The organism is Hydrogenophaga sp. 5NK40-0174 (assembly GCF_040372165.1).
In the GTDB taxonomy this organism is placed as follows: domain Bacteria; phylum Pseudomonadota; class Gammaproteobacteria; order Burkholderiales; family Burkholderiaceae_C; genus Hydrogenophaga.
On the sequence record NZ_BAABWG010000002.1, the window covers coordinates 134,890 to 161,166 of the forward strand.

Below are 26,277 nucleotides of genomic sequence, written 5' to 3' on the forward strand. Positions count from 1 at the left end.
GTTGCAGTGCCATCGACGTCAGCTCCATTCGCCATTGTTGACGATGATGGCCGCATTCAGATGCGCAGAAACCCCGAATGCGGCCACCTTGCCCCATGGCCAGTCCCATGGATCTGCATTTAGTCAGCTGCCTCTACACATCGCATGGACCAGCCCCTAGAGTGATTGTGTTACCTCTTGTCTTGCGTGCCCTGCACGCAACTGCACACGGGGGAGGTGGTTCAATCAAACTCGGAGTGATCATGGTAAAGAAAGTCCAGAAAAAATCATCCTCGTCCAAGAAGTCTGCATCGAACGGACCGCTTTCCAGCGCCGTGCGTGACTCCGCCCAGCAGATCTGGCTGGCTGGACTGGGCGCCTTCTCAAAGGCCCAGGAAGAGGGCGGAAAAGTGTTTGAAACACTGGTCAAGGAAGGCGTGACGCTGCAGCGCAAGACCCAGGCTGTGGCAGAAGACCGGATCAATGAAGCGTCGACCCGTGTCTCCAGTATGGCCAACGATATTTCTTCCAAGGCACAAGGTCAGTGGGACAAGCTGGAGACCATTTTTGAAGAGCGTGTGGCCAAGGCGCTGGGCAAGCTGGGTGTGCCGTCGGCTCGTGACATCGATGAGCTGATGGACCGCGTTGAAGCTTTGACAGCGCAGGTGACGTCATTGGGCGGCGTGCCGGTGACTCCCAAGAAGGCGCCAGCGCGCAAGGCGGCGGGCAAGAAGGCACCTGCGCGCAAGCGAGCTGCCAGCCCATCGGCCACTGCGAAGAAAACCTCTTCGCGCAAGACCCCAGCGCGCAAGCGGAGCAGCTGATGATGGGTGGCGGCGGCATTGACCGTCCTCATGGGTAACCAGAAGGAGAAGGGGCCAAGAGGTCCCTTTTTTGTGTCAGACGCGATTGCTGCGATGCAGCAACATGATTGCGTCCTAGCCTCTACACTGTTTCTATGAGCATCAATTCTGCAGGCGAGCGGAGTCACGCGTCCCCGCGCATTGCACTGGCACTGGCGGGGGGAGGCCCCTTGGGTGCCATCTACGAAATCGGAGCCTTGTGCGCCCTCGACGATTGTCTTGATGGCATTGACTTCAATGCCTGCGATCACTATGTTGGCGTCTCAGCCGGAGGGTTCATCGTGGCAGGGCTTGCCAACGGGCAAACCCCGCACGAATTGTGTGTCTCCTTTATCGATGACGAGTCATCGGCCGAGCGATTCGATCCGGCCTGGCTGATGAAGCCGGCGTGGGCCGAGCTGCTGTCGCGGGCGCAACGCCTTCCAGGCCTGCTGGGCAGCGCCTTGTGGGCATGGGGCGTTGGTGGCAAGCCTTTGAGTCAGGCGTTCGAGCGCATGGGCGCGTTGCTGCCCACGGGCGTGCTGGACAACAGCGATATCCACACGCAGATCGAGCGCTTGTTCAGCATGCCAGGACGGACCAATGATTTCCGAAAGCTCCGCGCCAGGCTGACACTGGTCGCCACAGAGCTGGACACTGGCGAGGCCACCCCGTTCGGACGCCCGGGGCTTGACCATGTGCCCATCTCCAAGGCCATACAGGCCAGCGCGGCACTGCCGGGACTGTTTCCTCCTGTGGAAGTGGGAGGCAAACACTATGTCGATGGCGCCCTGAAGAAGACAATGCACGCGACGGTGGCGCTGGAAGACGGGGTTGATCTTCTGGTTTGCTTGAACCCGCTGGTACCCTTTCATGCGGACCCGAAGGTCCAGCATGATCAGCGCATTCCTTCATTGATTGAAGGTGGATTCCCGGCCGTGATGAGCCAGACGTTCCGCTCCATGATCCACTCGCGCCTGGAGTTGGGCTTCAAGCACTACGAGAGAGCCTACCCCGACACCGATATCGTCCTGGTGGAACCAGACCAGCGGGACGCGGAGCTCTTTTTTGCCAATACGTTCAGCTATCGCCAGCGCCGCGAAATGGCCGAGCATGCTTATCAGCAAACACGCCGCTGGTTGCTGGCCAACCGGCAAGCCTTGATGGGCAAGCTCGAGCGTCATGGGGTGACACTCAACATTCGCGCTGCGCAAGACCCAGATGCCCGGCTGCTGGGCTCGGGTAGTCGACACTCTGAAGTGGCACGTCGCCTGGACCGAACGCTCGATGATCTTGAGCGGCACATGCATGCTATGGGTGGGGGACATTGAGTCATGGCCAAAAAAGCCCCGCGCCGCACCGCTGAGCGTATCCTGGAGACAAGCCTGGAGCTGTTCAATCGCTTCGGCGAGCCGAACGTTTCCACCACGCTCATCTCGTCGGAAATGAGCATCAGTCCGGGGAATCTCTACTACCACTACCCGGCCAAGGACGAGTTGATCAATGCGCTGTTCAACCGCTACCAGCATGACATGGAAGAGCTGCTGGGCGCGGCAGAGGGAGTGCGAAACGTCGAGGATGCTTGGTTCTTCCTGCACTCGCAGTTCGAGATCATCTGGGCGTACCGGTTTCTCTATCGCGATCTCAACGACCTGCTCTCCCGCAATCGCTTGCTGGAGACCCGGCTGCAGGAGGTACTCAAACACAAGGTCAATGCCTTTCGTGCCATGCTGGATGCTATGCGTCTGGCCGGTGCAGTCGACATGGATAGCCGTGAAATGACGCCGCTGGCCAACAACATGGTGGTGGTGCTGACTTACTGGTTGAGCTACGAGTATGTGCGCGATCCCCGGCACGCGCTGGAAGACGAGAACGCGGAGCGATCTCTGCTGCGGGGTGCTGGTCAGGTTTTGGGTCTGCTGTCTCCCTATATGGAGCCGGCACAGAGAACGCACCTGATGGAACTGACGGGGGCTTACCAGGTGCCTGACTGAAATTGTTGGAAGATTCGTTCAGCAGTGCGGGGAGGATGAACGACGCAAGTACAGGAGACAACCGCATGGAACACTGGACAGAGAGCAAATGTCGGTCGCCCGAGGTGTATACCGCTGGCCGGGTTCGCGCGCAGTGGCAGCGCCTGCACAGCGGGGACCTGGAGCCGCTACCGAGCCATGAGGCTTTACTCGATGGCTGGGTCAGCTACCACAACGGCGATTTCGAGGCGGCAGCTCGCAAAGGGCTCTCCCTCGGGCTCAAGGGCATGACCCTGGCCAATCAGGCCTCTTGTATTTACGCGACCTATGTCGAGCCTTCAGAGAAGCGCCGGCTGGACATGCTCATCGAGGTCGCCGAGCGAGCGCTGCTGCAGCAGCGCGACGAACCTGGCAACCCCAACGCCTGGTATTGGCATGCGTACGCTCTGGGGCGATTCAGCCAGGGGGTGAGCGTGGCCAAAGGGCTGGCTCAGGGTCTGGGCGAGCGCATTGTCCGGTCCCTGCGCGAGACGATTCGTTTGTCACCCAGGCACCCCAATGCGCACCTGGCGCTTGCCCGGTTTCATGCCGAAGTGATCGACAAGGTGGGCAGTCTGGTGGGGGGCATGACCTATGGAGCCAACCAGGTCGAGGGCATGGCCTTGTACCGCAAGGCGCTGGATCTCTGTCCGTCGCTGATCACCTTGCATGAGTGTGCGGCAGGGTGGCTCATGGTCGAAGGCGAGAATGGCCTGACCCAGGCAGAGAGCTTGCGCCAGCGGGCGGAGTCGTACGAACCGGCGGATGCCATGGAGGCTTTGTACGTGGAATCGATCCGGGCAGATCTGGCGGGCTGAGCAACCTCCTCGGGCCGGCGCATAATCCATGCCATGGAGACCAAGTGGCTTGAGGATTTTGTGAGTCTGGCTGAAACACGCAGTTTCAGCCGCTCGGCGCAATTGCGGCATGTAACCCAGCCAGCGTTCTCGCGCCGTATCCAGTCCCTGGAAGCCTGGGCGGGTACCGACCTGGTCGACCGGACCTCTTACCCTACGCGTCTGACGGCGGCTGGTCAGGTTCTGTACGAGCAGTCACTGGAGCTGCTGCGGAGCCTGCAAACCACGCGCTCCATGGTGCGGGCCTACCGAACCACAGGGCAGGACACGATCGAGTTTGCAGTGCCGCATACGTTGGCCTTCACATTCTTTCCGGGGTGGTTGTCCGGGTTGCGCGGCCACATCACGCCAATCAAAAGCAAGCTGATGGCGTCCAATGTGCACGATGCGGTACTGCGCATGGTGGAGAGCAGTTGTGACGTGCTCATTTCATACCATCTGGCCAATCAGCCCATTCCGCTGGACACCACGCACTATGAGATGCTGCAACTGGGCAACGAGGTGCTTTCACCCTATGTGCGCCCCAACGCGCAGGGGGCGCCAAAGCACGCTCTGCCGGGGACGGCGGCAAGCCCTTTGCCCTATCTGGCCTATTCCGATGTGGCCTACATGGGGCGGGCCGTGGAGCAAATGCTCAAGCAGGGGCGTGAGCCTGTGTTTCTGAACCGCATCTATGAAACCGACATGGCTGAGAGTCTCAAGGCGATGGCCCTGGAAGGCCATGGCGTCGCGTTTCTTCCCGAAAGCGCCGTGCGCAACGAGGTGCGCACCGGGCGGCTGGTGCGCGCTGGCGAAGGGTACGAAATTGTTCTGGACATTCGCATCTACCGGGAGCGCAAGAGCCCCCGAAAGCCCAAACCGGCACTGGAGGTGTTCTGGAATGAGTTGCGAGCCCATCAGGAAGCGCTGAACGAACAGCCGCCTGCCTGATCTGAGCCAGGAGCGCCGGCATTTGAGACAATGCTGTCATGAACGCATCTGTCGACACCCTGACCATTACCCGCCCGGACGACTGGCACCTGCACGTCCGTGACGGCAACGCCCTTCATACGGTGGTGCCGCACACAGCTGCCCAATTTGGGCGGGCCATCATCATGCCCAACCTCAAGCCGCCGGTGACGACGGCTGAGCAGGCGTTGGCCTACAAGCAGCGTATCCTGGCCGCTGTGCCGGCCGGCCTGGCTTTTGAGCCACTGATGACGCTCTATCTCACAGACAACCTGCCACCCGAAGAGATCCGGCGCGCCAAGGACGCCGGCGTGGTCGCCTGCAAGCTCTATCCGGCCGGCGCCACCACCAACAGCGATGCCGGAGTGACCGACATCCGCAAGACATACGCCACCCTGGAAGCCATGGAGAAGGCGGGTTTGTTGCTGCTGGTGCACGGCGAGGTGACCTCGCCCGAGATAGACCTGTTTGACCGGGAAGCGATCTTCATCGAGCAGCAACTGGCCCCTCTGCGCAAGGACTTCCCGGGCCTGAAGATTGTGATGGAGCACATCACGACGCGCGACGCGGCCCAGTATGTGGCCGAAGCAGACGCCAACCTGGGTGCCACCATCACGGCCCATCACTTGCTGTTCAACCGCAATGCCATCTTCACGGGCGGCATTCGGCCCCACTACTACTGCCTGCCTGTGCTCAAGCGTGAGGTGCACCGCCAGGCGCTGGTGGCTGCCGCCACGAGCGGCAATGCCAAGTTTTTTCTGGGCACGGACAGCGCGCCCCATCCGGCGCATCTCAAGGAGCATGCCACAGGTTGCGCCGGTTGCTACACCGCCCATGCGGCCATCGAGATGTATGCCGAAGTCTTTGATGCTGCCGGCGTCCTCGACAGGCTTGAAGGATTTGCCAGTTTCCATGGTCCGGATTTCTATGGGCTTGCGCGCAACCAGGGCACCATCACGTTGCGCCGCGAGGCCTGGACGCCAGATGCCGAGTTCGCGTTTGGGGAAGCTCAGCTCAAACCGCTTCGCTCTGGCGAGTCCCTGCCCTGGCGCATGGAGAGCTGATCACGCATGCAGGGAGGCGGGGAAGCCAAGACTGACGTTGATGGGTGGGGCGTTGGCAACTGGCAGTCACCCTGGTTCGATGATGTCCGCACAGACGGCAAAGCCGTGGCAGAAGCCTGCCATGCGGGCAGGCTTCTGCCCGAAGCGCTGTCCATGCATGTGGCCCAGGCTTACCCTGCCTGGACCGGCCCGAGCTTTGTGCCCCAGACAGCACTTCCCGAGGGACAGGCTTATGAGAGTTTCATCTTCCAAACCCGGCAGGTACCGACCCGGGAAGGCTTGCATGATTTTTTCAATGCCTTGATCTGGATGCGGTTTCCGGGTACCAAGTTGTGTCTTAACCGCTTGCAGGCGGCGCAAATTCAGGCGGATGGCGTGCAGTCAAGGCGTGGCCCCGTCAGGGATGCCATCACTGTTTTTGACGAGAACGCGGCATTGCTGCAAGCGCCGGATACCCTCTGGGAGGCTTTGCTGGCCCGCGACTGGGTCAAGGCGTTTGTCGAGCTTCGGCCGTTGTGGGCGCAGGCGCGCATCGTGTTGTTCGGTCATGCCTTGCTGGAGAAGCTGGTGGAGCCGTACAAGTCCATCACGGCGCATGTGTTTCGACAGAAAGTGCCACTTTCGCTGGGGTCGGACCTGAGCGCCTGGGACGCATGGCTGGCCGGGTCGCTGGATGCCTCCGTTCTGGCAGCAAAGCCGTTTACGCCTTTGCCGGTCATGGGTCTGCCGGGCTGGTGCGAAGAAAACGAAGACGCTGCATACTACGCCGATCGTTCGGTGTTTCGTCCGCCCAGACCTGCGGTGCAAGCTGGCCGCTGACGTCCACCCTTTCATTTCTTGCTCGGGCCTAACCTGTCATGTCCTTGCTCTCCGCTGTCTCTCCTTCGTGGGGCCATCTCAATCTTCGCGACTCTGCAGAAGACCGTGAGGCCTTGGCCAAGCATTTTGACGAGTCGCGCATTCGCGAGGTGGAATGCCTGTTTGCCGATATCACGGGCTACCCCAGAGGTAAGCTGCAGTCGGCACGCCATTTTGCGCAGGGCATGGAAATGCGCATCGCACAGGCCATCCCCATGCAGTCGGTCACGGGCGAATACTCTCATGACCCGGTGTTTCCGGAGTCCGACCCGGACATTCGCCTGGTGCCTGACATGAGCACGCTGCGGCCTTCTCCCTGGGCCAGCGTGCCACGCTACCTCGCCATTCACGACGGCGTCGAGCTCACGGGCGGGTACTGCGATTTCGTTCCGCGATCCGTGCTCAGACACGTGCTGGAGCAGTACGCTGCGCTGGGGCTCAAACCCGTGGTGGCGCCCGAAATCGAGTTCTACGTGGTGCAGGCCAGCAACGATCCTGCGCATGGTCTGCTGCCACCGGTGGGTCGTGGGCTTCGCCCAGAGGTAGGACACTCGGCCTTCAGCCTGAACCAGATCAATGAGCTGGCGCCTTTTTGGGACGAGTTTGGTGCCGCACTCGACACACTGGGTATCCAGCGGGACACCTGGGTGCACGAGGTCGGTCAGGGTCAGTTTGAGATCAATCTGATGCACGGCGACCCCCTGCAGATGGCCGATCATGCCTTCCTGTTCAAGGTGGCGGCCAAGGAGCTGGCATTGCGACATGGCCTCAACGCCGTCTTCATGGCCAAGCCGCTGGCCAACGACGCTGGCAGCTCCATGCACCTGCACCAGAGCGTGGTAGATAAGCAGGGGAACAACATTTTCTCCCAGGCCGATGGGTCACCCAGTGAAGCGTTCTACCATTTCATCGGTGGCTTGCAGACCTATACGCCTGACCTGATGCTGGTGTATGCACCGACGGTCAACTCCTATCGGCGCTATGTGGCGGGTAGCCAGGCGCCGATCAATCTCGACTGGGGCCATGAAAACCGGACATCGAGCCTGCGCGTGCCCGACAGTTCTCCTGCCGCGCGCCGCGTGGAGAACCGGCTGGCCGGGGCCGATGCGAACCCCTACCTGGCCATGGCCGCATCCCTGGCCGCGGGGCTGGCCGGCATGCGGGAGAAAATCCGGCCGCGTGCGCCAGAGAACGATGACAGCTACGTGCAGCCGCGGGAATTGCCCAGAACTTTGGCCATCGCCATGGATCTGATGGGCAGCAGTTCGCATGTGCGCCGCCTGCTGGGCGACCGCTTTGTGCACGCCTTCCTCTGCGTCAAGCAAATGGAGCATGAGCATTTCATGCGCGAGGTGACCACCTGGGAGCGGCGCTATCTGCTCCCGCAGGTGTGACAGCCACTGCTGTGCAGGCGTCGGGCAGATTGCCCTGGCTTGAAACCCGGACGTTCAGACCCCAATATGATGGGGTCTGACCTTTTCTTTCTCGGTCTTCTTTCGGATTCTGGAGTTCCCATGAAACGCATCTTGCTGTTTGTGCTGACCAATTTCGCGGTGATGGCGGTGTTGCTGATCACCACCCGATTGCTTGGCGTGGACCGCTACCTGACGGCGAACGGACTGAACATGCCCGCGCTGGCCGTGTTCTCGCTGGTGATTGGTTTTGGCGGCGCCATCATTTCGCTCCTGATGAGCAAGACCATGGCCAAGATGAGTACCGGCGCCAAGGTCATCAACCAGCCGAGCACGGCGGATGAGGCCTGGATTGTCCAGACCGTGCAGCGTTTTGCCGAGAAGGCCGGTATCGGTATGCCTGAGGTGGCGATCTACAACGGGGCGCCCAATGCGTTTGCGACTGGCGCCTTCAAGAACTCGGCACTGGTGGCGGTATCCACCGGCCTGCTGCAAAGCATGACCCGCGATGAAGTGGAGGCTGTCATTGGCCACGAGGTAGCACACGTGGCCAACGGTGACATGGTGACCATGACGCTGATTCAGGGCGTGATGAACACCTTCGTTGTTTTTCTCAGTCGCGTGATCGGCTACGCGGTCGACGCTTTCCTCAGCCGTGGCGGGGAGCGCCGCGGGCCTGGTATCGGCTACATGCTCACGACCATTGTGCTGGACGTGGTGCTGGGTTTTCTGGCCGCCATCATCGTGGCCTGGTTCAGTCGTCAGCGCGAGTTCCGCGCCGATGCCGGCTCGGCGCAACTGATGGGTAACCGCCAGCCCATGATCAATGCACTGGCCCGCCTAGGCGGCTTACAAGCAGGGGAGCTGCCGAAGAATATGCAGGCCATGGGCATTGCCGGCAGCTTGGGCAAACTGTTTTCCACACACCCTCCGATGGAAGAGCGGATTGCTGCCTTGCAGAATCTGTGATGGCGTAGGCTTCGCGTGGCGGTAGACACATCGCCCACGCGGCAAAGAGAAAAGGGCGCTCTCTGGAGCGCCCTTTTGCTTGGTTGGCCGATAGGATCCAGCCCAGCCGCCGTTTCAAATGTCAGCTATCAGTACTGATAGCGGCTCTCATGGCGGTCATGGCGGTCATGGCGGTCATGGCGGTCATGGCGATGATGGCGATGATGGCGGTGGTGCCGCTCATCACGGTCAGGCGTGTTGTCCATCAGGATCTCGGCATTGATGTAGGTGATGCCGGCAGGTCGCGGGGGCGGCGCATATTGCACAGCAGGTTGCACAGCCACAGGGGCAGGTACCTGGTAGCTGGAGACAGGCGTCACATCCACGTACACGTAACGGCCAGGCTCTTCCTGGGTCTGCATCGTGTAGGTGCGACCGGCGTACCGGTAGGTCACGTCGTAGCCCACCACCTGATTCTGATAGCTGGTTTGCGTGCTGCAGTTGCGCACCGTCTCATAGCGATCGGGGCCACGGCCTTCAATGTGGTTGCCCACGATGGCGCCACCGACCAGACCGATCAGCGTGGCAGCGGCGCGACCGTTGCCGTCGCCAATGGCATTGCCCATGGCACCGCCCGCAATACCACCCATGATGGCGCCTGCTCCGGATGTCTGGCCACGCACTCGCACCGTCTGGTCTTGGCAGACCTGCTGTGGCACGGCCACTTGCTGAACGATGGGGGTGCTGCTGACGACACGGGCGCGCTCTTGCTGTGCCTGTGCCAGGCCAGCGCTGGCCAGCCCGATCAGACCGATGGCAACGGGGGCGAGAACAGGTTTTTGAAGCAAGCTTTTCATGGATGACTCCAAGAGGTTGTTGGAGACTCCAGTGTCAGAGCCTTGTGTCAACCGCGCTTTGGGCGCATGTAAAGCTGGCGACCCAGTTGTAACAACTGGTTTACAGGCGGTGCGGGCGAAACAACGCGTTTCAGCTCTGGGTGGCCATGGCCTGCCGGGCCACGGCCTCAGCCACCTTGATGCCGTCCACGCCCGCCGAGAGGATGCCGCCCGCGTAGCCTGCGCCTTCGCCGGCTGGGTATAGGCCGGCGGTGTTCAGGCTTTGCAGGTCTGCACCACGTGTGATGCGCAGCGGGGCTGAGGTGCGGGTCTCCACGCCGGTGAGCAAGGCATCGGGCATGTCATAGCCGCGAATCTTGCGGCCAAACAAGGGCAGGGCCTCGCGCATGGCTTCAATGGCGTAGGCCGGTAGGGCCGGGGCCAGGTCGCCGAGGTGGATGCCGGGCTTGTAAGAGGGTCGAACCTCGCCCAGCTTCTCAGATGGCTGGCCTTTGAGGAAGTCACCCACGGTCTGCGCGGGCGCCTCATAGCTGGAGCCGCCCAGCACATAGGCGCGGGATTCGAGCTGACGCTGCAACACAATGCCCGCCAGCGGATGTACCTTGCCTTGCGCCTTCCAGTCCTGTGCTTCAGCGGCATAACGCGCGCCATCGGCTTCGCCGAATGCCTGCTGCCACAGGGGGGTGTCCGCAGGGAAGTCGGTGGGGAAGTCTGCAGTGTCTATACCGACCACCATGCCGGCATTGGCATTGCGCTCGGCACGCGAGTACTGGCTCATGCCATTGGTGACCACGCGTCCTGGTTCGGACGTGGCGGCCACCACGGTGCCACCAGGGCACATGCAAAAGCTGTAGACCGCACGGCCGTTCTTGGCGTGGTGGACCAGCTTGTAGTCGGCTGCACCGAGCAGGGGATGCCCTGCGTGCTTGCCCCAGCGGGCTTTGTCGATGACGCCTTGTGGGTGTTCGATGCGAAACCCGACGGAAAACGGTTTGGCGTCCAGGTGCACACCAGCGTCGTGCAGGTGGGCAAAGGTGTCGCGCGAGCTGTGACCGAGTGCCAGCACCACCTGGTTCACGGGCATTTCGATGTGCTCGTCGGTGTCCAGTCGGTGGACCCTCAGGTGGGTGATGGCCTGGGCGTGTTCCTGGTCGGCGGCCGGGCCCATGACCAGACCTTCCACTTGGTGTTCGAAGCGGATCTCTCCGCCCAAGTCGATGATCTTTTCCCGCATGGCTTCCACGACCTTGACCAACTTGAAGGTGCCAATGTGGGGATGGGCGACATACAGGATTTCCGGCGGCGCGCCAGCATCCACAAACTCGGCCATGACTTTGCGGCCGAGAAACCTCGGGTCTTTGATCTGGCTGTAGAGCTTGCCGTCCGAAAACAGGCCCGCGCCGCCTTCGCCGTATTGCACGTTGCTCTGCGGGTTCAGGTTTTTCTTGCGCCACAGGCCCCAGGTGTCTTTGGTGCGCTGTCGCACGGGCTTGCCGCGCTCCAGCACGATGGGTTTGAAGCCCATCTGCGCCAGGGTCAGCGCGGCAAACAGGCCGCAAGGGCCCAGGCCCACCACCACGGGGCGCTGGCTTTCATGAGCAGGCCATCCGGCAGGCGCCTGCGCGGGGGCGACCCACGCCATGTCGGGCGTGGACTGGATGTGCGGGTTCTTCTCGTGCTCAGCCAGCAGCCTGGGTTCCAGCGCAGGGTCCGTGAGGGTGGTGTCGACGATGTACACCGCCAGCAGGTCGGCTTTGCGGGCATCAAAGCTGCGCTTGAAAACGTCAAGCGTCTGGATAGCGTTGGCGTCCACACCCAGCGCCTGGGCTGCCAGACGGCGCAGAGCGGCTTCCGGGTGCGGTGGCGGCAGGCGGTCGTCGTCGGTTTCGGCTGGCGCGTCGGCGGCGCGACGGTGCTCGAAAGGCACCTCGGTGAGCGGGAGTTTGAGTTCAGAGAGTCGGATCATGGCGTCGGGCTTGTGTTGATCAAGCAGCGAAGGCCATATTGTCGCTCGACACGACGCCTGGTGATCGAATTTGTACACAGATCGGCGATGATTGCTCGTTTCCTGCTCGATGGTATGACCGCCGTCAGGGTCTGTCGCCACGGTTCAAGACGGGACGCATCAGCAGGTATCCAATAGAGTCCATGACTTCTCCCGATCGCGTCGCCGCCGGCACCACACCTGCCTCACCTATGCCCAGCAAGCCACCATCGCTGTGGCGTGTGTATGTGATGTTTCTGGTGCCGATGATTCTGTCGAACATCCTGCAAGGTTTGTCGGGCACGCTCAATGGCATTTTCATCGGGCAGATGCTGGGCACGCACGCTCTGGCGTCGGTGGCCGGCATGTTCCCGATCGTGTTTTTCTTTGTGTCGCTGGTGATCGGTCTGGGCGCGGGTGCGTCCGTGCTCATCGGGCAAGCCTGGGGCGCACAAGAGCCGGGCAAGGTGAGGGCGATCACCGGTACGGCATTGAGCCTGGGCGCCATCATCGGTGGCCTGGCGGCCGTGCTGGGGGTGATTTTTGCGCGGCCGGCCATGGAGGCATTGGGCACGCCGCCCGATGTGCTGGAGGGAGCGCTGTCTTATGCGCGGCTGATGATGCTGACCATGCCCGTGCTGCTGGTTTTCATTTTGTTCACCCAGCTGCTGCGCGGCGTGAGCGACACCATTTCGCCCTTGCTGGCGCTTCTGGTGTCCACGGGGGTAGGACTGGTGCTGACGCCAGCCCTGATTCAGGGCTGGTTGGGCTTGCCCAAGCTGGGCATTCTCAGTGCTGCCGTGGCGACCTTCGTGGCCATGGTGTCTGCCTTGGTGTTTCTGGCCATCCGCCTGCGGCGCATGGGCCATGTGATGGCGCCCAATCGCAAATTCTTCGCCGCCTTCCGGCCCAACCGCGACATCCTGGGCAGGGTGCTGAAGATCGGCTTGCCCACGGGTGTGCAGATGGTGGTGATCTCCTTGTCGGAGCTGCTGATCCTGAATCTGGTCAACAGGCATGGTTCGGACGCCACCGCCGCCTATGGGGCGGTGACGCAAGTGGTGAACTACATCCAGTTCCCGGCGCTTTCGATTGCCATCACGGCTTCCATCCTGGCGTCGCAGGCGATCGGTGCCGGCGCCTCGGAGCGGCTTGGCCGCATTCTCAAGACCGGTCTGTGGCTCAACCTGATGATCACCGGTGGCCTGATCGTGCTGGGCTATGCGCTTTCCCGTCTGTTCCTCGGCTTGTTCCTGACGCAGGGCGAAGTGCTGGAAACGGCGCAGCACCTGTTGCACATCATGTTGTGGAGCTTGCTGGTGTTCGGTTTTCAGGGCGTCTTTGGCGGCGTCATGCGCGCCAGCGGTGAAGTCATCATCCCCATGCTCATCACCATCTTCTGTATTGCGGTGGTGCAAATGGGCACGGCCTATTGGCTGGATGCCAAGCTGGGGCTCGAAGGTATCTGGATGGCGATTCCTGTGGCCTACGTATGCATGCTGCTCATGCAAGGCGGGTTCTATCAGGGCGTTTGGCGCCACCGTGAGATCCGGCGCCTGGTCTGAGTCCTTGCCGGCAGGCCCTACAATTGGAGGTGAAGCCTGCTGGACCGTCGCTGGTGCAATCGCCGAAAGGCGGCACTGGAGGAACGTCCGGACTGCACAGGGCAGCGTAGGAGGTAACACCTCTCCACCGACCGACCCGCAAGGGTTCTAAGGTGAGGATCAGAGCAACAGAGACGAGCCGATTCAGTTCGGGTGAAACGGGCAATCTCTACGCGCAGCAATACCAAATAGGCCAGCGTTGACGTGGCTCCGCGGAGCTGGCGGGTAGGTAGCACCGAGCCGGGTGGGCGACCCCCGGCCCAGAGGAATGGCGGTCACGCGCAATGCCTTCGCAAGAGGGTGTTGCGTGCACAGAATCCGGCGTACAGGCAGGCTTCAATTTAATTCAGAGAGCACCGTGGCGGAAGCGCCCGGTGCTTTTTCTATGGGCCCCCACGCTAGTAATGTTGGCCCCCACGCTCCGCCGCTGCGCGGGTCGCTGCCCCCCGAGGGGGCGCGTTTCACCTTGGGACGGCCCAGCGGTGAAACTGTTGGCCCCCACGCTCCGCCGCTGCGCATGCGTCCGCGCCTTGCAGGCCGCGCCACGGCCAGAGGCCATGGCTCTTCGGTCTGTCCAAGCCTGCGCAGGCAGGCTTTGAGCCGCAGACCTCAGCCCCCCGAGGGGGCGCGTTTCACCTTGGGACGGCCCGGCGGTGGAACTTCTTTCGGTCGGCGAGGTGATGTTTATCGGGGCATGAAACCTGTGCGCAGGGCGTGGGCCCAGTCCGCTCTGCCGTTGCGTTCGGCCAGGATCGCCATGGCTTCATGGTCGTAGGGCACGGCGAGCAACTCGGCTTGCCAATGCCCTGTTGCAGCCTGGCTGGCAATGGCGTAACGGGCGTCCGGGCTGCCGTTCTCCACGCGGTGATAACGCGAGAGCGGCATGGGCGCATCGTCGTCATAGGCCGGAAGGCCGACGCTGCCCGGGTTCAGCAGGCGCAAGGATTCGCTCACATCCCAAGTTCGGGGCACATGGGTGTGGCCGCAGGCGAGGAGCTGAATGTCGCTGGAGACATGTTGCCCCAGGCGGGAGGTTAATTCGTCCGGTGTGGCCTGCCGCACGACTTCACCCTCGGCGGTTTCCATCAGGTATTCCAAATCGCTGCGTGGGCTGCCATGGCAAATGGCGACGTCGCTGGGCAGCTTGGGCATGCGCCCACCCTGTCGCCAAAGAAATTCGGTGGGCTTGCCCGGCAGGCTGTCCAGCCATCGGCGGCTGGATTCGCTTAATGCGTCCGCTGTGAACCGGTCTGTCTCGCCCTGGCGTTCGCGGGCGAGCGTCAAGGTCTGGCGCTCGTGATTGCCAGCCAGATGGATCCAGTCGGTTCGCTGCATGAGGAACTGCGCCGTCTCTTCGGGCTGCAGTGGGCCGCTGACGATGTCACCGAGGTTGATGATCAGGTCGGCACCGCCCCGGCGCTTCAGATCATCCAGGACGGCCTGCAAGGCCAGCAGGTTGCCATGGATGTCGGAGACGAACGCGATGCGCATCAGGCGTTGAAGCCACCCATGCTCTGGATGTGCTCGACATGGGCCAGCATTGACCGCTTGGCCACGGGCCAGAGCCGATCGGGCACATCGTCGTAGGCGATCTTCACCCAATCGTCCATGCTGCCGTCGGGGATGGCTTGCATGGCTTTTGCGACCTTGGCCTCGCGCTTCAGGCGGTGGGCTTTGAGGTGTGCAATGGCCGCGTGGGCGCCGCCGTCCGGCTGCCCGTACGGGTTCTCATTGCCAAGCCGAATGTCGCCCAGCACATGGCCATGCGCTGGGAGAATGAAATCGATCTGGTATTGGGCACACAGCTGCGTCAACCGGTCGAGCGAATCGAGGTAGTCGCCCATGTTGCCGTCGGGCGGGTCGATGACGGTGGTGCTGCCGTTGAGCACGTGGTCGCCCGAGAACAGCAGCCCGTCTTCTTCCAGGACGAGGCACACATGGTTGGCCGCATGGCCTGGCGTGTGGACCGATTGCAGTGTGTGAACCACTTCGCCTTGCGCGGATGTGCCTTGCAGCACCAGACGCTCGCCGTCTTCGATGGTGCGATCCGGTGTGAACTCGCTGGCGGCGCGCGCCGTGGGGGCGCTGGGCAGCCCGAGAATGGGCGGCCGTGGCTTGCCCGCTGATTCGCACAGGGCAGCGAGGGTGGGCGCGCCGGGAAAGTGGTCGGGGTGCGAATGGGTGCAGACGATGTTGCGGATGTCGCCGCCGGCCGCGCGCCAGATGCGGTCGATGTGCTCGGGCTCGTCCGGCCCTGGGTCGATCACGATGTGGCCGGTGGCTGGGTCGCCCACGATGTAGGTGTTGGTGCCAGGGCCGGTCATCACGCCGGGGTTTCCTGCGGTGAGGCGCTGCACGTTGCGCGTGAGGCGCACGGGTTCCTGGTGCTGCCAATCGAGCGCATGGTCCATCTGGCCATCGGGGCAGACCAGGGCCAGCTCACCAAAGGGCGGCTCGTCTTCCATGTATCGCACTTCCTTGCCCGCCAACGTTCCGGCACGCGGGCAGCTCGTCCAAAGAGGCGATTCGTCCTGGGCACAGGCGTCGAGCACGGCCTGCACGCTGTTGAAGGGCGTCAGCCGCTCTAGCGTGCGGATGGTGGGGAAGATCATGAAGAACTGGCGTGCCTTGTGCCGCTCCAGCGCATCACACGGCCGCACCCAGACCGGTTCAAACTGCTCGGATTCGTCCGCCACCGGTACTTGCCCGTCAGGCATGGGGGCGACGAGAAACGGCACATCGAAGCGTTTGGGCAGATCACGGTCGGTGACCCAATGGGCCAGGACAAACACTCGCTCGGTGTCCAGCGTCCAGCCCTGCGCTTCGCATTGGGGGAACAGGGGCTTTTTGCGGTCGAGCGCGTCGACCTCAGCATGTCTCACTGCACTGCCGTTTTTGTGGCGAGCCAGCAAAACGCCCAGTTCCTCAAAGCTCTCCCGAATGGCGGCAATGGCCTGTGTCAGGTGGAGATCGCTCTGTCCGGGACGGCGCTTGGCCATGGCGTGGACCTGGTGGTCGGCGCTATCGATGCCGCCACCGGGGAACACATACGCACCGGGTGCAAAGCTCGCCGTCGCTGAGCGGCGCGTCATCAGCACCTCGATGCCAGGTTTGTCCGGGTCTGTGCTGTCGCGCAGCAGCAGGACGGTGGCGGCAGGGCGGGGAGCAACCGCGTGGCGCGGTGCGTGGAGGCGTTGGGAGTGTCGAACCATGCCGACCATTGTGCGGCAGAGTCGATGTCCGTGCATCAAGGGTTGACGCTCAGACGACAGGCAGCGCAATCCGCGCTCGGGCTTTGTGGACGCTTCAGTGCCGGTTCATGTGGGGCGGCAGCGAGGTCCACTCGGCATCGAAGCCATTGCTCGGTCTGACGGGAGGCGGGAGCTCTTCATCGATGGTCCGCTGAACCGAGGCCAGCACACTGTCGAGCACGGGGACCGGCACGCTGTCTTGTACCAGCGGCACCATGCCCACGAGGCCGGCACCGCCGAGGATGATGGCGTCGACGGGGCCGCTCGACACCGCCTGTTGGCACGCTCGCCCCAGCTCGCGCTGCGCCATTGATGGGTCCGCCGCCAGCTCTGCTCCTGTGGGCGCTACCGTGACGATGCTTGTCAAATGCTCGCCCATACCCAGGTTTTGCGCCAGCCGTCTGAGCATGGGGGCCCAGCGTTCACCGCCGGTGACGATGGCAAAACGGCCCAGCGCTGCCGCACTCAGAAAGCTGGCTTCCGCCAGCCCCGATACCGGCACGGCAGAAGACTCACGCAGCGCGAAGAGGCCTGGGTCGCCAAAGCAGCCAATCAGCACCGCATCCGGCGGCGTTTGTGCGAATGGCGGTTCGGCCAGGGCGCCCGCCCAGGTGTCCAGCGCAGCATGGGCGGCGACCGCGTAGCTGGCCTCGTTGGCGATGTAGCGTGCGCCGAACGCGGCGGTGGCCACCGTCACATGGGCGCGTTCACCTGCCAGGGCCTGAGCATGGGCCCGCATGCGCTCGCTGACCGAGCTTGTGGTGTTGGGGTTGATGATGAGCAACTGCTTCATGGTGGCCAGGCAAGCTCAGGCTTCTGTCAGTGCGCGGGTCCAGTCGTCCGGCGATTCTTCATCAGAACAGGAATCGTCTTTGCTCAGGGTGGCTTCCAGTGCAATGAGGTGTCTCGTCATGAGCTTCCCCGCTTCCTTGCCGTCACCCAGGCGAATGGCGGCCAGCAAGGCGCGGTGTTCGTCGCAACCACAGGCGCTCTCGCCCTGGCTCTCGCTGGAGGGCTTCGGCCCGTAAGCCATGAGGACGAGCGAGGTGCGAAAGACCAGCTTTCGCAACATGCGCCCCAGCGTCTCCTGGCCGGCCGATTCTGCAATCAGCAAATGGAATTCGCCTGACAGACGAATGGCTCGCTTGAAGTCACCGGCGGCACGGGCGGACTCTTCCATCTGGATGCAGCGTGAGAGTGACTGAACCGCGGATCGAGGGGCATTGGCCACGAAGCGTTCCACCAGGGTGGGCTCGATCAAGCGCCGTGCCTCAAAGACTTCCTCGGCCTCCCGGCGCGTGGGTTTCGCGATGGTGGCGCCACGGTTGGGGATGAGCGTGACCACCTGCTCGTTGGCCAACCGCACCAGCACTGGCCGGATGCGGGTACGGGAGACGCCAAAGGCTTCAGCCAGCCGGTCTTCCACCAGCTTGGTGCCCGGCACGAGGCGGTGATCCAGAATCGCCGTGATGAGCTCCTGGTAGATGTGCTCATCTGTGAAGCTGGCGGCGCTTTTGACGCGTGAGGATGCTGGCATCAGGCACCTCCTCGTCTTCTGGAGCGGCGTGCGAGGCCGCTGGCAAGTCCCACCGCCAGCACCATCACCAGCAATGACACGACCGTGGTGATGGTAGCCAGTGCGTAGATGGCTGGCGTGGTCACCGTGGTGGTGAGGCCTTGCAACTCCAGCGGCAACGTATTGACGTCACCGATGGCTTGAGAGGTGCGGGCAATTTCGTCCCAGCTGAGCGTGAAGCCAAACATGCCGACACCCACCACGGAAGGCGCGATCAATGGCATGACCACATGCCGGAACGTCTGCCAGTGCGTAGCACCCAGATCGCGAGCCGCTTCTTCGTAGGCTGGGTTGAAACGGTTGAACACCGCGAACATGATGAGCAGCCCGAAGGGCAGCGTCCAGGTCAGGTGTGCGCCCAGTGCCGATGTGAACAGGCCCAATGCCGTGGTGTATTCGGCCAGTGCGTTTTCTGCACCCACCCATTCCAGCACCGTCTTGAACACGCCATCGAGCAGACGGAACTGCAAACCAATGCCGAGCGAGACGATGATGGACGGCATGATCAGGCTTGCCACCGTCACGTAGAAGAGCGTGTTGCCGCCCCGCAAACGTTTGCGAAACGCCAGGCCCGCCAGCACGGAGAGCGCAATGGTCAGCACCATCACGGCGCCGCCGAGCTTGAGTGAGCGCACAAAGGCCGAGCCAATGTCCACTGTGCCCAACCCTTCGGCCAACTGCTCGTACCAGTGAACGGACCAGCCGCGCAGCGGAAAGGTCAGGCCGCCCTCCGGCCCCTGGAACGACAGCACAAAAATCACCGACATCGGCCCGTACAGAAAGAGCACGAACGAGGTGAAGACGGCAGCGAGTGGCCAGAATCCTTTTGGACGAACTTGCATCAGAGAAGCTTCCAGCTGGCTGTGCTATTCGAGTGGCGCAACGTAACCTCCAGACTCCCGCGGAACCGGCTTTGCCGGGCCGCAGGGTGCGCCTCCTTGAGGGGGGATGCGGGCGCGCGAAGTGAGCAAGTGACGGGGGTGGTCATAGTTCTTTTCGGATGTCGACCATGCGGGTCAGGGCCCAGATGATCATCAGCACCACGGCCAGCAAAATCACCGCGTTCGCCGCCGCCAGTGGAAACTGCAAGTAGGACGTCTGCACCTGGATGATCTTGCCCACCGATGCGATCTGCTGGCCGCCCATGACGCCGATGGTCACGAAGTCGCCCATGACAATGGTGATGACGAAGATGGAACCGATGATGATGCCGGTCTTGGACAAGGGGATCACCACGTTCCACAAGCTTTGCCAGGCGCTGGCGCCTGCGTCGCTGGCCGCTTCGAGCAAGCTGCGGTCGATGCGCATCATGCTGTTGAAGATGGGCACGATCATGAACATGGTGTAGAGGTGCACGAAGGCGAGCACCACTGAAAAATCAGAAAACAGAAGCCACTCAATGGGCGTATCGACGATGCCGATGCTCATCAAGGTCTGGTTGACCAGGCCGTTGCGACCCAGCAAGGGCACCCACGAAATCATGCGGATGACATTGGACGTCCAGAAAGGCACCGTGCACAGCACGAACAAGGCGGTCTGCATGGTGGCCGATTGCACATGAAACGCCAAAAAGTAGGCGACCGCGAAGCCCAGCACCAGGGTAATGAACCAGACAATCAGGCAAAACTTGAGCGTGGACAGATAGGTCGAGAGCGTGACGCACAGATCACCGTTGTCGGTCAGAGAGCCGCAACCCTGAAAAATGTCAGCGTAGTTGGCCCAGGTGAACGCCGGAAGAATCTCGTACTCGTTGTACTCCCAGAAACTCACCATCACCACCAAAGCCAGCGGAATCAGGAAGAACAGCAAAAACACTGCCGAGAACGGCAGCGCCTGCCACCAGGCAGCAATGCCCTTGGCGGGTTGGCGGGTGGCAGAAGAAGCGCTCATGGACAGCGTTTGAGTGTTAACAGTCGATCTCAACGGCGAATCGAATGGGCGACGGCGTAGCCACGTCGTCCCGCCCAAAGCCGCCTCAAGTGAGGCGGCGTGGACAAGCCGAGGGTGCGGCGGATCCGGGTCCCCCGGTCCGCCACGCACCGCCCCCTTGAGGGGGGCGGGCAAAGCCCGGCGGGGGTGCGTTCCTTCATCATTTGCATGGAGCAACGAAGTCAGGGTTGGCCTTCCAGCGCCGAGCCGAGGGTGCGGCGGATCCGGGTCCCCCGGTCCGCCACGCACCGCCCCCTTGAGGGGGACGGGCGAAGCCCGGCGGGGGTGGGTCTATCAAGCCGCGACGAACTCGTTCCACTTGCGCACCATGTACGCGTTCTCATCCATCACCGCGTTCCAGCAAGCGATTCCGCCCATGCGCTGCTCGTAGCTGCCGCCGTCGCGCACGGATCCCTTCTTGGCCAGCACGTCGCCATTGGGGCTCTTGATGTCTTGCTCGGCCGGCTTGCCTTCCATCCAGTAGGCCCACTCGTACGGCTCCATCTTGGCCTTGGCGGTGTCGAGCACGGCGCTGTAGTAGCCCTGGCGGTTCAGATAGGCGCCTGCCCAGCCGTCGAGGAACCAGTCGATGAACTCATACGCGCCGTCGAGCTTGCGGCCCGACAACGTGGCAGGCACGCCGAAGCCAGCAGCCCAGGCGCGATAGCCTTCTTTCAGCGGCTGGAACACGCAGTCGATGCCCTTGGTGCGCACGGCGGTCACGGCCGGGCTCCACATGGACTGAATCACCACTTCGCCCGATGCCATCAGGTTGACGGACTCGTTGAAGTCCTTCCACAGCGCGCGGAACTGGCCGGCCTTCTTGGCTTCGATCAAGGTCTTGATGGTCAGGTCGATTTCGGCCTTGGTCATGTTGCCCTTGTCGGCGTATTTATGAATGCCCATGGCTTCCACCACCATGGCCGCGTCCATGATGCCGATCGACGGAATGTTCAGAATCGCAGCCTTGCCTTTGAACTCGGGGTTCAGGAGTTCTGCCCATGAGCTGATGGGCCGCTTGATCAAATCCGGGCGAATGCCCAGCGTGTCGGCGTTGTAGACCGTCGGAATGAGCGTCATGTACTCGGTTGGTGCGGCCGAGAATGCCTTGCTCTTCTCGCTTTCGAGGTTCATCACCTTCTTGGGTGCGGTGCCTTGATCTCCCACCATCTTGCCGCCGACTTCACCCTTGGTGAACAGCGTGGTGATCTTGTCCGAATTCTTGATGCGTTTGGTGTCAATGCCCTTGAGGTTGCCGGTCGGTACGATCTTCTTGAGCGAGAAATACTCGGTATCGATCAGGTCGAAGCTGTTCGGGGCGGTGACGGCGCGCTTGGTGACTTCGTCGGTGGTCACGGCAACGTATTTGATCTCAATGCCGGTGTCCGCCATGAATTTCTCGGCAATGGCCTTGTCCTGGTTCACCGCGGTGCCCAGGTAGCGCAGCACAATTTTCTCTTGGGCATGAATGGCAGGCGCCAGGCCAGTGGCCAGTATGCCGGCAGTGCCTTGAAGCAGGGTGCGGCGCTGAAGGCCTGGGCGTGGGTCGCGTTTCTGATCAGTCATGGTCATCACTCCGTGAAAACTGAGGTGGAAGAAAAGTGGAAAAAGTGAACAGGAGAAGAAGGACGAGGGAAAGGGAAAGCGGAAAGCCGGCTTCGCGTGGTCCAGGGAAGAGGCGGCGAGTCAGACAATCACAAGCCATGGGCCATCGCTGGCGTCCAGCCCAGGCTCACGTGCTCCCCCAGGGCAACGGGCGCCTCGGCCCATTGGGCTTCGGGCACCATGACGGATACCTCTTGATCGCCCATCTCGTCCTGCGCCCGAAGACCGACCAGCACATAGATGCCCTGATACTCGATATCCGTGACGCGTGCCGGCAGACCATCGGAAGTGCCTCCCGGTGACATGCGCATGTGGTCATTTCGGACGGCGAACTTCTGACCATTGGTGTGCACGACGTTGTGGCCGCCCATGAAGCGGGCGACAAACTCGCTCGCTGGACGGTTGTAGACCTCGTGCGGGGTGCCGGCCTGTTCTATGCGCCCCTGGTTCATGACAACCATCAGGTCGGCCAGTGCCATGGCTTCCTCCTGCGAATGGGTCACATGAATGAACGTCAGGCCCAGCTCCTTTTGCCAGGCGCGCAGTTCGGCTCTCATCTGGATTCGCAGGAACGGGTCCAGTGCTGACAGTGGCTCGTCCAGCAACAGAACCCGGGGCTGGGTGATGAGGGCGCGAGCCAGCGCCACTCGTTGCTGCTGTCCCCCTGACAGTTCGCCAGGTTTGCGGTGGGCAAGATGTCCCATCGCGACCCGTTCGAGCAAGTCCTTGGCCTTGTGATGTCGCTCGGTTTTTGACGCACCTTTCATCTTCAGGCTGAAGGCCACGTTGTCCAGTGCGCTCAAATGAGGAAACAGGGCGAAGCTCTGAAACATCATGGCTGTGCCGCGCTCAGCAGCAGGTAGCCAGGTGATGTTGCGGTGGTCGAGCAGTACATCCCCGCTGGTAGCGAATTCGTGCCCTGCCACCATACGCAGCGTGGTGCTCTTGCCGCAACCCGAGGGACCGAGCAGGCAGCAATAGCTCCCTGGTTCTATGCGCAGACTGATCTGGTCGACGGCCGGCTCCCCGTCGTCATAGCGCTTGGTCAGGGAGACAAGTTCAACCGCTGAAGATGCCTTGTTTGCATTCATGCGCTGGGGCGAACGCATAAGCCGTGCCAGCCTGAAATGGCTGATGTGAGCCCGTGTTGAGAGGGAATTGTGTACAAAACAGCACTGGTTTTGTGCGCAATCAAGGGGGTCTTGTGGCTTGAGCTCCTCGATCCGGTGCGAATGCACCGTCAGGCGGCGCAAGTCAGTCCATGTCCGCAAAGCGGGATAATGCAGGGATGCGACTGAGATTTACCAAGATGCAAGGCGCTGGCAACGATTTTGTGGTCCTCGACGAGACCCAGGGCCTGCTGCATCTGACCGAAGCCCAATACCGGTTCCTGGCAGACCGGCGCTTTGGCGTGGGCGCCGACCAGATACTGTCGGTGCGACCGGCTCCATCAACCCAAGTCGATTTCGAGTATGTGATCCACAACGCGGATGGTGGCGAGGTCGAGCACTGCGGCAATGGCGCGCGCTGCTTCGTGCGCTACGTTCAGGAAAAGGGCCTGAGCGCGCGCAACCCGGTCAAGGTCAAGGTCCAGCGCGGCGAGCTGAGCCTGCACATGAACAACGACGGCCGTGTGACTGTCGACATGGGGCCGCCCCAGTTCGAGCTGTCACAGGTGCCTTTCGACAGCACCGGCCTGACGGCCGAGCCCATGGGCGAATTTGAACAATGGTTGCTGCCACTGCCGGGTGATGAGACAGCTCGTGTGGCAGTGGTGTCCATGGGCAACCCCCATGCCGTCAGTCTCGTGCAGGATGTCGACACGGCACCTGTGCTGCAGTGGGGTCCGGCCATCGAGCGCCATCCGGCTTTTCCTGCTCGCGTCAATGCGGGCTTCATGCAAGTGCTCGATCGCGGGGAAGTCAGGCTCAGGGTGTACGAACGCGGCTCGGGTGAGACGCTGGCATGCGGCACGGGCGCTTGCGCTGCAGTGGTGGCAGGCATTCGTCTGGGATTGCTCGATGAGCGGGTGAACGTGCATACCCGCGGTGGCGTACTTACGATAGAGTGGCAGCAATCGCCGAATTGGGATCGGCCCGTGATGATGACGGGCCCGGCTGTCACGGTGTTCGAAGGCGAGATTGATCTGCCAGACCTGGCGTGACAGAAGTACAAAGGCTGCAAAGGATCCGGCCCATTCCCACAACGACGACGATCTGACGAACGACGGAACACAAGCACATGACTCAAGCAGGACTCTCACCGATCACAGAAGACGATATCGCCAACTATCTGGTCAATACGCCCGACTTCTTTGAGCGGCATGCTGCCACGCTGGCTGCCATCCAGCTCACCAGTCCCCATGGCAACCGCGCGGTCAGCCTGCTGGAGCGCCAGGCTGAACTCCTGAGGGAGAAGATTCGTGGCCTGGAGTTGCGTTCGGCCGAGATGATCCGTCATGGTCAGGAGAACACCGCCATTGCCTCCCGCCTGCAGACCTGGACCAAGGCCTTGTTGCTGACAAGGGACGCCGCCGATCTGCCAGCCGAGATCGCGCACCAGCTCACCGAGCTGTTTCAGGTGCCTCAGGTGGCGATCCGCCTCTGGCAAGTGGCTGACGAACATGCAGGCGCTCCATTTGCCCAGGATGTCAGCGAAGACGTGCAGGCATTTGCCGGCTCTCTGGCGCAGCCTTACTGCGGAAGCAACCCCGGTCTCGAGGCTGCCAACTGGTTGGTCAGCCCGGATACCGCCGCCTCTCTCGCGCTCATTCCCCTTCGACTCGAGCAAGGGGAAGGAGGCGATGGAACGACGTTCGGCCTTCTTGTGCTGGCCTCCGACGACGAGAACCGCTTTGTGGCGGACATGGGCACCGAGTTTCTGGAGCGCATTGGCGTTTTTGCCAGTGCAGCACTGACCCGGCTGCTTCCAGCAGTGGCGGCGCAGGATTGAGGCCTGTCAATCGCGCCATGGCAGGTCTCACATGAGTGCCGGACCTGCCCAGCCTCTCTCCGAGTTGAGTGATGCTGAGCTTGTCGATGCCTACCTTCAGCATGTGACAGTTGAAAAGCGGCTGGCCGACCGGACCTGCCAACTCTACGCGGACGCGCTGTCCGTATTGCTGACCAAGGTCCGGGAGGCCGAGGTCGATATGCGTGCGCTGAGCAGTCACCACATACGAAGGTGGGTCGCGGCGCTTCACTCTGGCGGCCGCAGCCCCAGAACCATCGCGCTCACTCTTTCGAGCTGGCGTGGCTTCTTCACCTGGCTGGGGCGGCAGAGCCTGATTTCGCACAACCCCGTTCAGGACGTGCGAGCCCCCAAATCCGGCAAGCCATTGCCCAAAGCACTGGGGGTGGACGAATCGGTGCAACTGGCCAGCTTCCGCGACACCCCGGGCGACCCGGCGCTGGATGCACGAGACCATTGCATCGTGGAGCTGTTGTATGGGTGCGGGCTACGCATTGGCGAACTGGTAGCGCTCGATGTTCAGGCCGGGCCAACCGCGAGCGGCTGGATTGACCTGGACGAAGGCGTGGCCCATGTGACAGGCAAGGGGAACAAGCGTCGGGCAGTGCCTGTGGGCACCGCTGCATTGGATGCGCTCAGGGAGTGGCTGGGTGTGCGCGCCGGACTCAAAACCCTGGATACGGCTTTATTTGTCGGTGTGCGTGGCAAACGCCTGTCGCCTCAGTACATACGGACCCGGCTGAAGCAGCGATCTGTGCAGGCGGGGCTGGTGACACCGGTTCACCCTCACATGCTGAGGCACTCCTATGCCAGTCATGTGCTGCAGTCCAGTGGTGATCTGCGCGCCGTGCAGGAACTGCTCGGGCATGCCAGCATCAGCACGACCCAGGTGTACACGCGGCTCGACTTCCAACACCTGGCCAAGGTGTACGACGCGGCACACCCGCGGGCCCAGGCTCGGGGCGGAGGGTCACCGGAAGCCATGGACGCCCCGGCAAGGGAAGAAAAGGATGGCAAATTCTCCGGGAATCGGTAGGATGCTGCTTGCCGATATTAATCGCCATATCTTTAATAACTGATATTTGGAGACGACATCATGAAGCGTGTGACGAACTTCCTCAAACTGGTGGCTGCAGGCTTGGTCTTGGCATCCTCCTCCATGGCGCAGGCGGCAGACGGAGCCGTCAAGGCGGTCTATCACTTTGCAGACGGAGTGGCTCAGGCGTCGCAGGGTCTGCGCAACATCAACAATCACCTCAACGCGGACCCGACGGTGAAAATTGTCGTGGTCGCTCACGGCAAGGGGATCGACTTCTTGCTCGAAGGCGCGAAAACGCCGGAAGGCAGTCCATTCTCTGGCAGTATTGGCGACCTGGCCGCTCGAGGGGTTGAGTTCCGCGTCTGCAACAACACACTGGTGGCCAGGAAAATTGACCCCGCCAGAGTGGCGCTCGAGGCAAAGGTTGTACCCTCGGGTGTGGCCGAAGTGGCCAACCTCCAGGCCAAAGAAGGCTTCGCCTACGTGCGTCCCTGACCCGGCCTGAGGCCAGCCAGCGCCGGATGGCCGCAAGGCTTCCGGCG

24 protein-coding genes and 1 other RNA gene are annotated in these 26,277 nt (G+C 62.1%); 15 read left to right on the top strand and 10 right to left on the bottom strand.

Annotated elements, in window-relative coordinates; translation table 11 throughout:
• Positions 1–242: 242 nt before the first annotated feature.
• The 9 genes from ABWV89_RS06300 (at position 243) to htpX (ending at position 8,941) form a co-directional block, all read left to right on the top strand.
• Entirely contained in the window at positions 243–803 is a 561-nt protein-coding gene (locus ABWV89_RS06300) for a phasin family protein (RefSeq protein ID WP_353395323.1), read from the top strand.
• Between the two features lie 134 nt (positions 804–937).
• Positions 938–2,152: a patatin-like phospholipase family protein gene (locus ABWV89_RS06305; protein ID WP_353395324.1), complete on the top strand. Its 1,215-nt coding sequence runs from the start codon at positions 938–940 to the stop codon at positions 2,150–2,152.
• A gap of 3 nt (positions 2,153–2,155) precedes the next feature.
• Entirely contained in the window at positions 2,156–2,815 is a 660-nt protein-coding gene (locus tag ABWV89_RS06310; protein WP_353395325.1) for a TetR/AcrR family transcriptional regulator, read from the top strand.
• A 65-nt stretch (positions 2,816–2,880) separates the two neighbouring features.
• Positions 2,881–3,651 (top strand): tetratricopeptide repeat protein, encoded by a 771-nt coding sequence (locus tag ABWV89_RS06315; protein WP_353395326.1) that lies wholly within the window; start codon positions 2,881–2,883, stop codon positions 3,649–3,651.
• Between the two features lie 33 nt (positions 3,652–3,684).
• Positions 3,685–4,620: a LysR substrate-binding domain-containing protein gene (locus ABWV89_RS06320; protein WP_353395327.1), complete on the top strand. Its 936-nt coding sequence runs from the start codon at positions 3,685–3,687 to the stop codon at positions 4,618–4,620.
• A 38-nt stretch (positions 4,621–4,658) separates the two neighbouring features.
• Positions 4,659–5,702, top strand: coding sequence for a dihydroorotase (gene pyrC, locus ABWV89_RS06325; RefSeq protein ID WP_353395328.1), 1,044 nt, complete (start codon positions 4,659–4,661; stop codon positions 5,700–5,702).
• A 6-nt stretch (positions 5,703–5,708) separates the two neighbouring features.
• The gene (locus ABWV89_RS06330; protein ID WP_353395329.1) at positions 5,709–6,521 is read left to right on the top strand and encodes a DUF3025 domain-containing protein; all 813 of its coding nucleotides are present in this window, start codon (positions 5,709–5,711) and stop codon (positions 6,519–6,521) included.
• A 38-nt stretch (positions 6,522–6,559) separates the two neighbouring features.
• Positions 6,560–7,954, top strand: coding sequence for a glutamine synthetase family protein (locus ABWV89_RS06335; protein WP_353395330.1), 1,395 nt, complete (start codon positions 6,560–6,562; stop codon positions 7,952–7,954).
• A 120-nt stretch (positions 7,955–8,074) separates the two neighbouring features.
• Positions 8,075–8,941: a protease HtpX gene (gene htpX, locus ABWV89_RS06340; protein ID WP_353395331.1), complete on the top strand. Its 867-nt coding sequence runs from the start codon at positions 8,075–8,077 to the stop codon at positions 8,939–8,941.
• A 128-nt stretch (positions 8,942–9,069) separates the two neighbouring features.
• Here htpX and ABWV89_RS06345 read toward each other — a convergent pair whose 3' ends face one another.
• On the bottom strand, positions 9,070–9,777 hold the full coding sequence (locus ABWV89_RS06345; RefSeq protein WP_353395332.1) for a glycine zipper 2TM domain-containing protein: 708 nt from the start codon (positions 9,775–9,777) through the stop codon (positions 9,070–9,072).
• A gap of 130 nt (positions 9,778–9,907) precedes the next feature.
• A complete protein-coding gene (locus ABWV89_RS06350; protein WP_353395333.1) occupies positions 9,908–11,743 on the bottom strand; it encodes an NAD(P)/FAD-dependent oxidoreductase in 1,836 nt (611 codons plus the stop codon).
• Between the two features lie 182 nt (positions 11,744–11,925).
• Here ABWV89_RS06350 and ABWV89_RS06355 point away from each other — a divergent pair, with 182 nt between their 5' ends.
• Positions 11,926–13,326, top strand: coding sequence for an MATE family efflux transporter (locus ABWV89_RS06355; RefSeq protein ID WP_353395334.1), 1,401 nt, complete (start codon positions 11,926–11,928; stop codon positions 13,324–13,326).
• A 31-nt stretch (positions 13,327–13,357) separates the two neighbouring features.
• Positions 13,358–13,707, top strand: an RNA gene (rnpB, locus tag ABWV89_RS06360) — RNase P RNA component class A.
• A gap of 342 nt (positions 13,708–14,049) precedes the next feature.
• Here rnpB and ABWV89_RS06365 read toward each other — a convergent pair.
• From ABWV89_RS06365 to ABWV89_RS06400, 8 genes are all read right to left on the bottom strand, one after another.
• Positions 14,050–14,856, bottom strand: coding sequence for a metallophosphoesterase family protein (locus ABWV89_RS06365; protein WP_353395335.1), 807 nt, complete (start codon positions 14,854–14,856; stop codon positions 14,050–14,052).
• Entirely contained in the window at positions 14,856–16,577 is a 1,722-nt protein-coding gene (locus tag ABWV89_RS06370; RefSeq protein ID WP_353395336.1) for an MBL fold metallo-hydrolase, read from the bottom strand. The genes ABWV89_RS06365 and ABWV89_RS06370 overlap by 1 nt, the downstream gene beginning before the upstream one ends.
• A gap of 94 nt (positions 16,578–16,671) precedes the next feature.
• Positions 16,672–17,409, bottom strand: a complete 738-nt coding sequence (locus ABWV89_RS06375; RefSeq protein ID WP_353395337.1) for an aspartate/glutamate racemase family protein — start codon at positions 17,407–17,409, stop codon at positions 16,672–16,674.
• A gap of 15 nt (positions 17,410–17,424) precedes the next feature.
• A complete protein-coding gene (locus ABWV89_RS06380; protein ID WP_353395338.1) occupies positions 17,425–18,153 on the bottom strand; it encodes a GntR family transcriptional regulator in 729 nt (242 codons plus the stop codon).
• Entirely contained in the window at positions 18,153–19,034 is an 882-nt protein-coding gene (locus ABWV89_RS06385) for an ABC transporter permease (RefSeq protein ID WP_353395340.1), read from the bottom strand. Before ABWV89_RS06385 ends, ABWV89_RS06380 begins: the two co-directional genes overlap by 1 nt.
• Before the next feature lie 142 nt (positions 19,035–19,176).
• Complete coding sequence (locus ABWV89_RS06390; protein ID WP_353395341.1) at positions 19,177–20,082, bottom strand: ABC transporter permease; 906 nt, start codon at positions 20,080–20,082, stop codon at positions 19,177–19,179.
• Between the two features lie 333 nt (positions 20,083–20,415).
• Positions 20,416–21,687: an ABC transporter substrate-binding protein gene (locus tag ABWV89_RS06395; protein ID WP_353395342.1), complete on the bottom strand. Its 1,272-nt coding sequence runs from the start codon at positions 21,685–21,687 to the stop codon at positions 20,416–20,418.
• Between the two features lie 128 nt (positions 21,688–21,815).
• Positions 21,816–22,817 carry an ABC transporter ATP-binding protein gene (locus ABWV89_RS06400; protein WP_353395343.1) on the bottom strand — a complete coding sequence of 334 codons (1,002 nt, stop codon included), beginning with the start codon at positions 22,815–22,817 and terminating at the stop codon, positions 21,816–21,818.
• A gap of 197 nt (positions 22,818–23,014) precedes the next feature.
• Between ABWV89_RS06400 and dapF the strand changes: the two genes are divergently transcribed.
• The 4 genes from dapF (at position 23,015) to ABWV89_RS06420 (ending at position 26,230) form a co-directional block, all read left to right on the top strand.
• The gene (dapF, locus tag ABWV89_RS06405) at positions 23,015–23,890 is read left to right on the top strand and encodes a diaminopimelate epimerase (RefSeq protein ID WP_353395345.1); all 876 of its coding nucleotides are present in this window, start codon (positions 23,015–23,017) and stop codon (positions 23,888–23,890) included.
• Positions 23,891–23,967: 77 nt separating this feature from the next.
• A complete protein-coding gene (locus tag ABWV89_RS06410; RefSeq protein ID WP_353395347.1) occupies positions 23,968–24,678 on the top strand; it encodes a DUF484 family protein in 711 nt (236 codons plus the stop codon).
• Between the two features lie 31 nt (positions 24,679–24,709).
• Positions 24,710–25,732 carry a tyrosine recombinase XerC gene (locus ABWV89_RS06415; RefSeq protein WP_353395349.1) on the top strand — a complete coding sequence of 341 codons (1,023 nt, stop codon included), beginning with the start codon at positions 24,710–24,712 and terminating at the stop codon, positions 25,730–25,732.
• 60 nt (positions 25,733–25,792) lie between these two features.
• Positions 25,793–26,230 carry a DsrE family protein gene (locus ABWV89_RS06420; protein ID WP_353395351.1) on the top strand — a complete coding sequence of 146 codons (438 nt, stop codon included), beginning with the start codon at positions 25,793–25,795 and terminating at the stop codon, positions 26,228–26,230.
• The last annotated feature ends 47 nt before the right edge of the window (positions 26,231–26,277 follow it).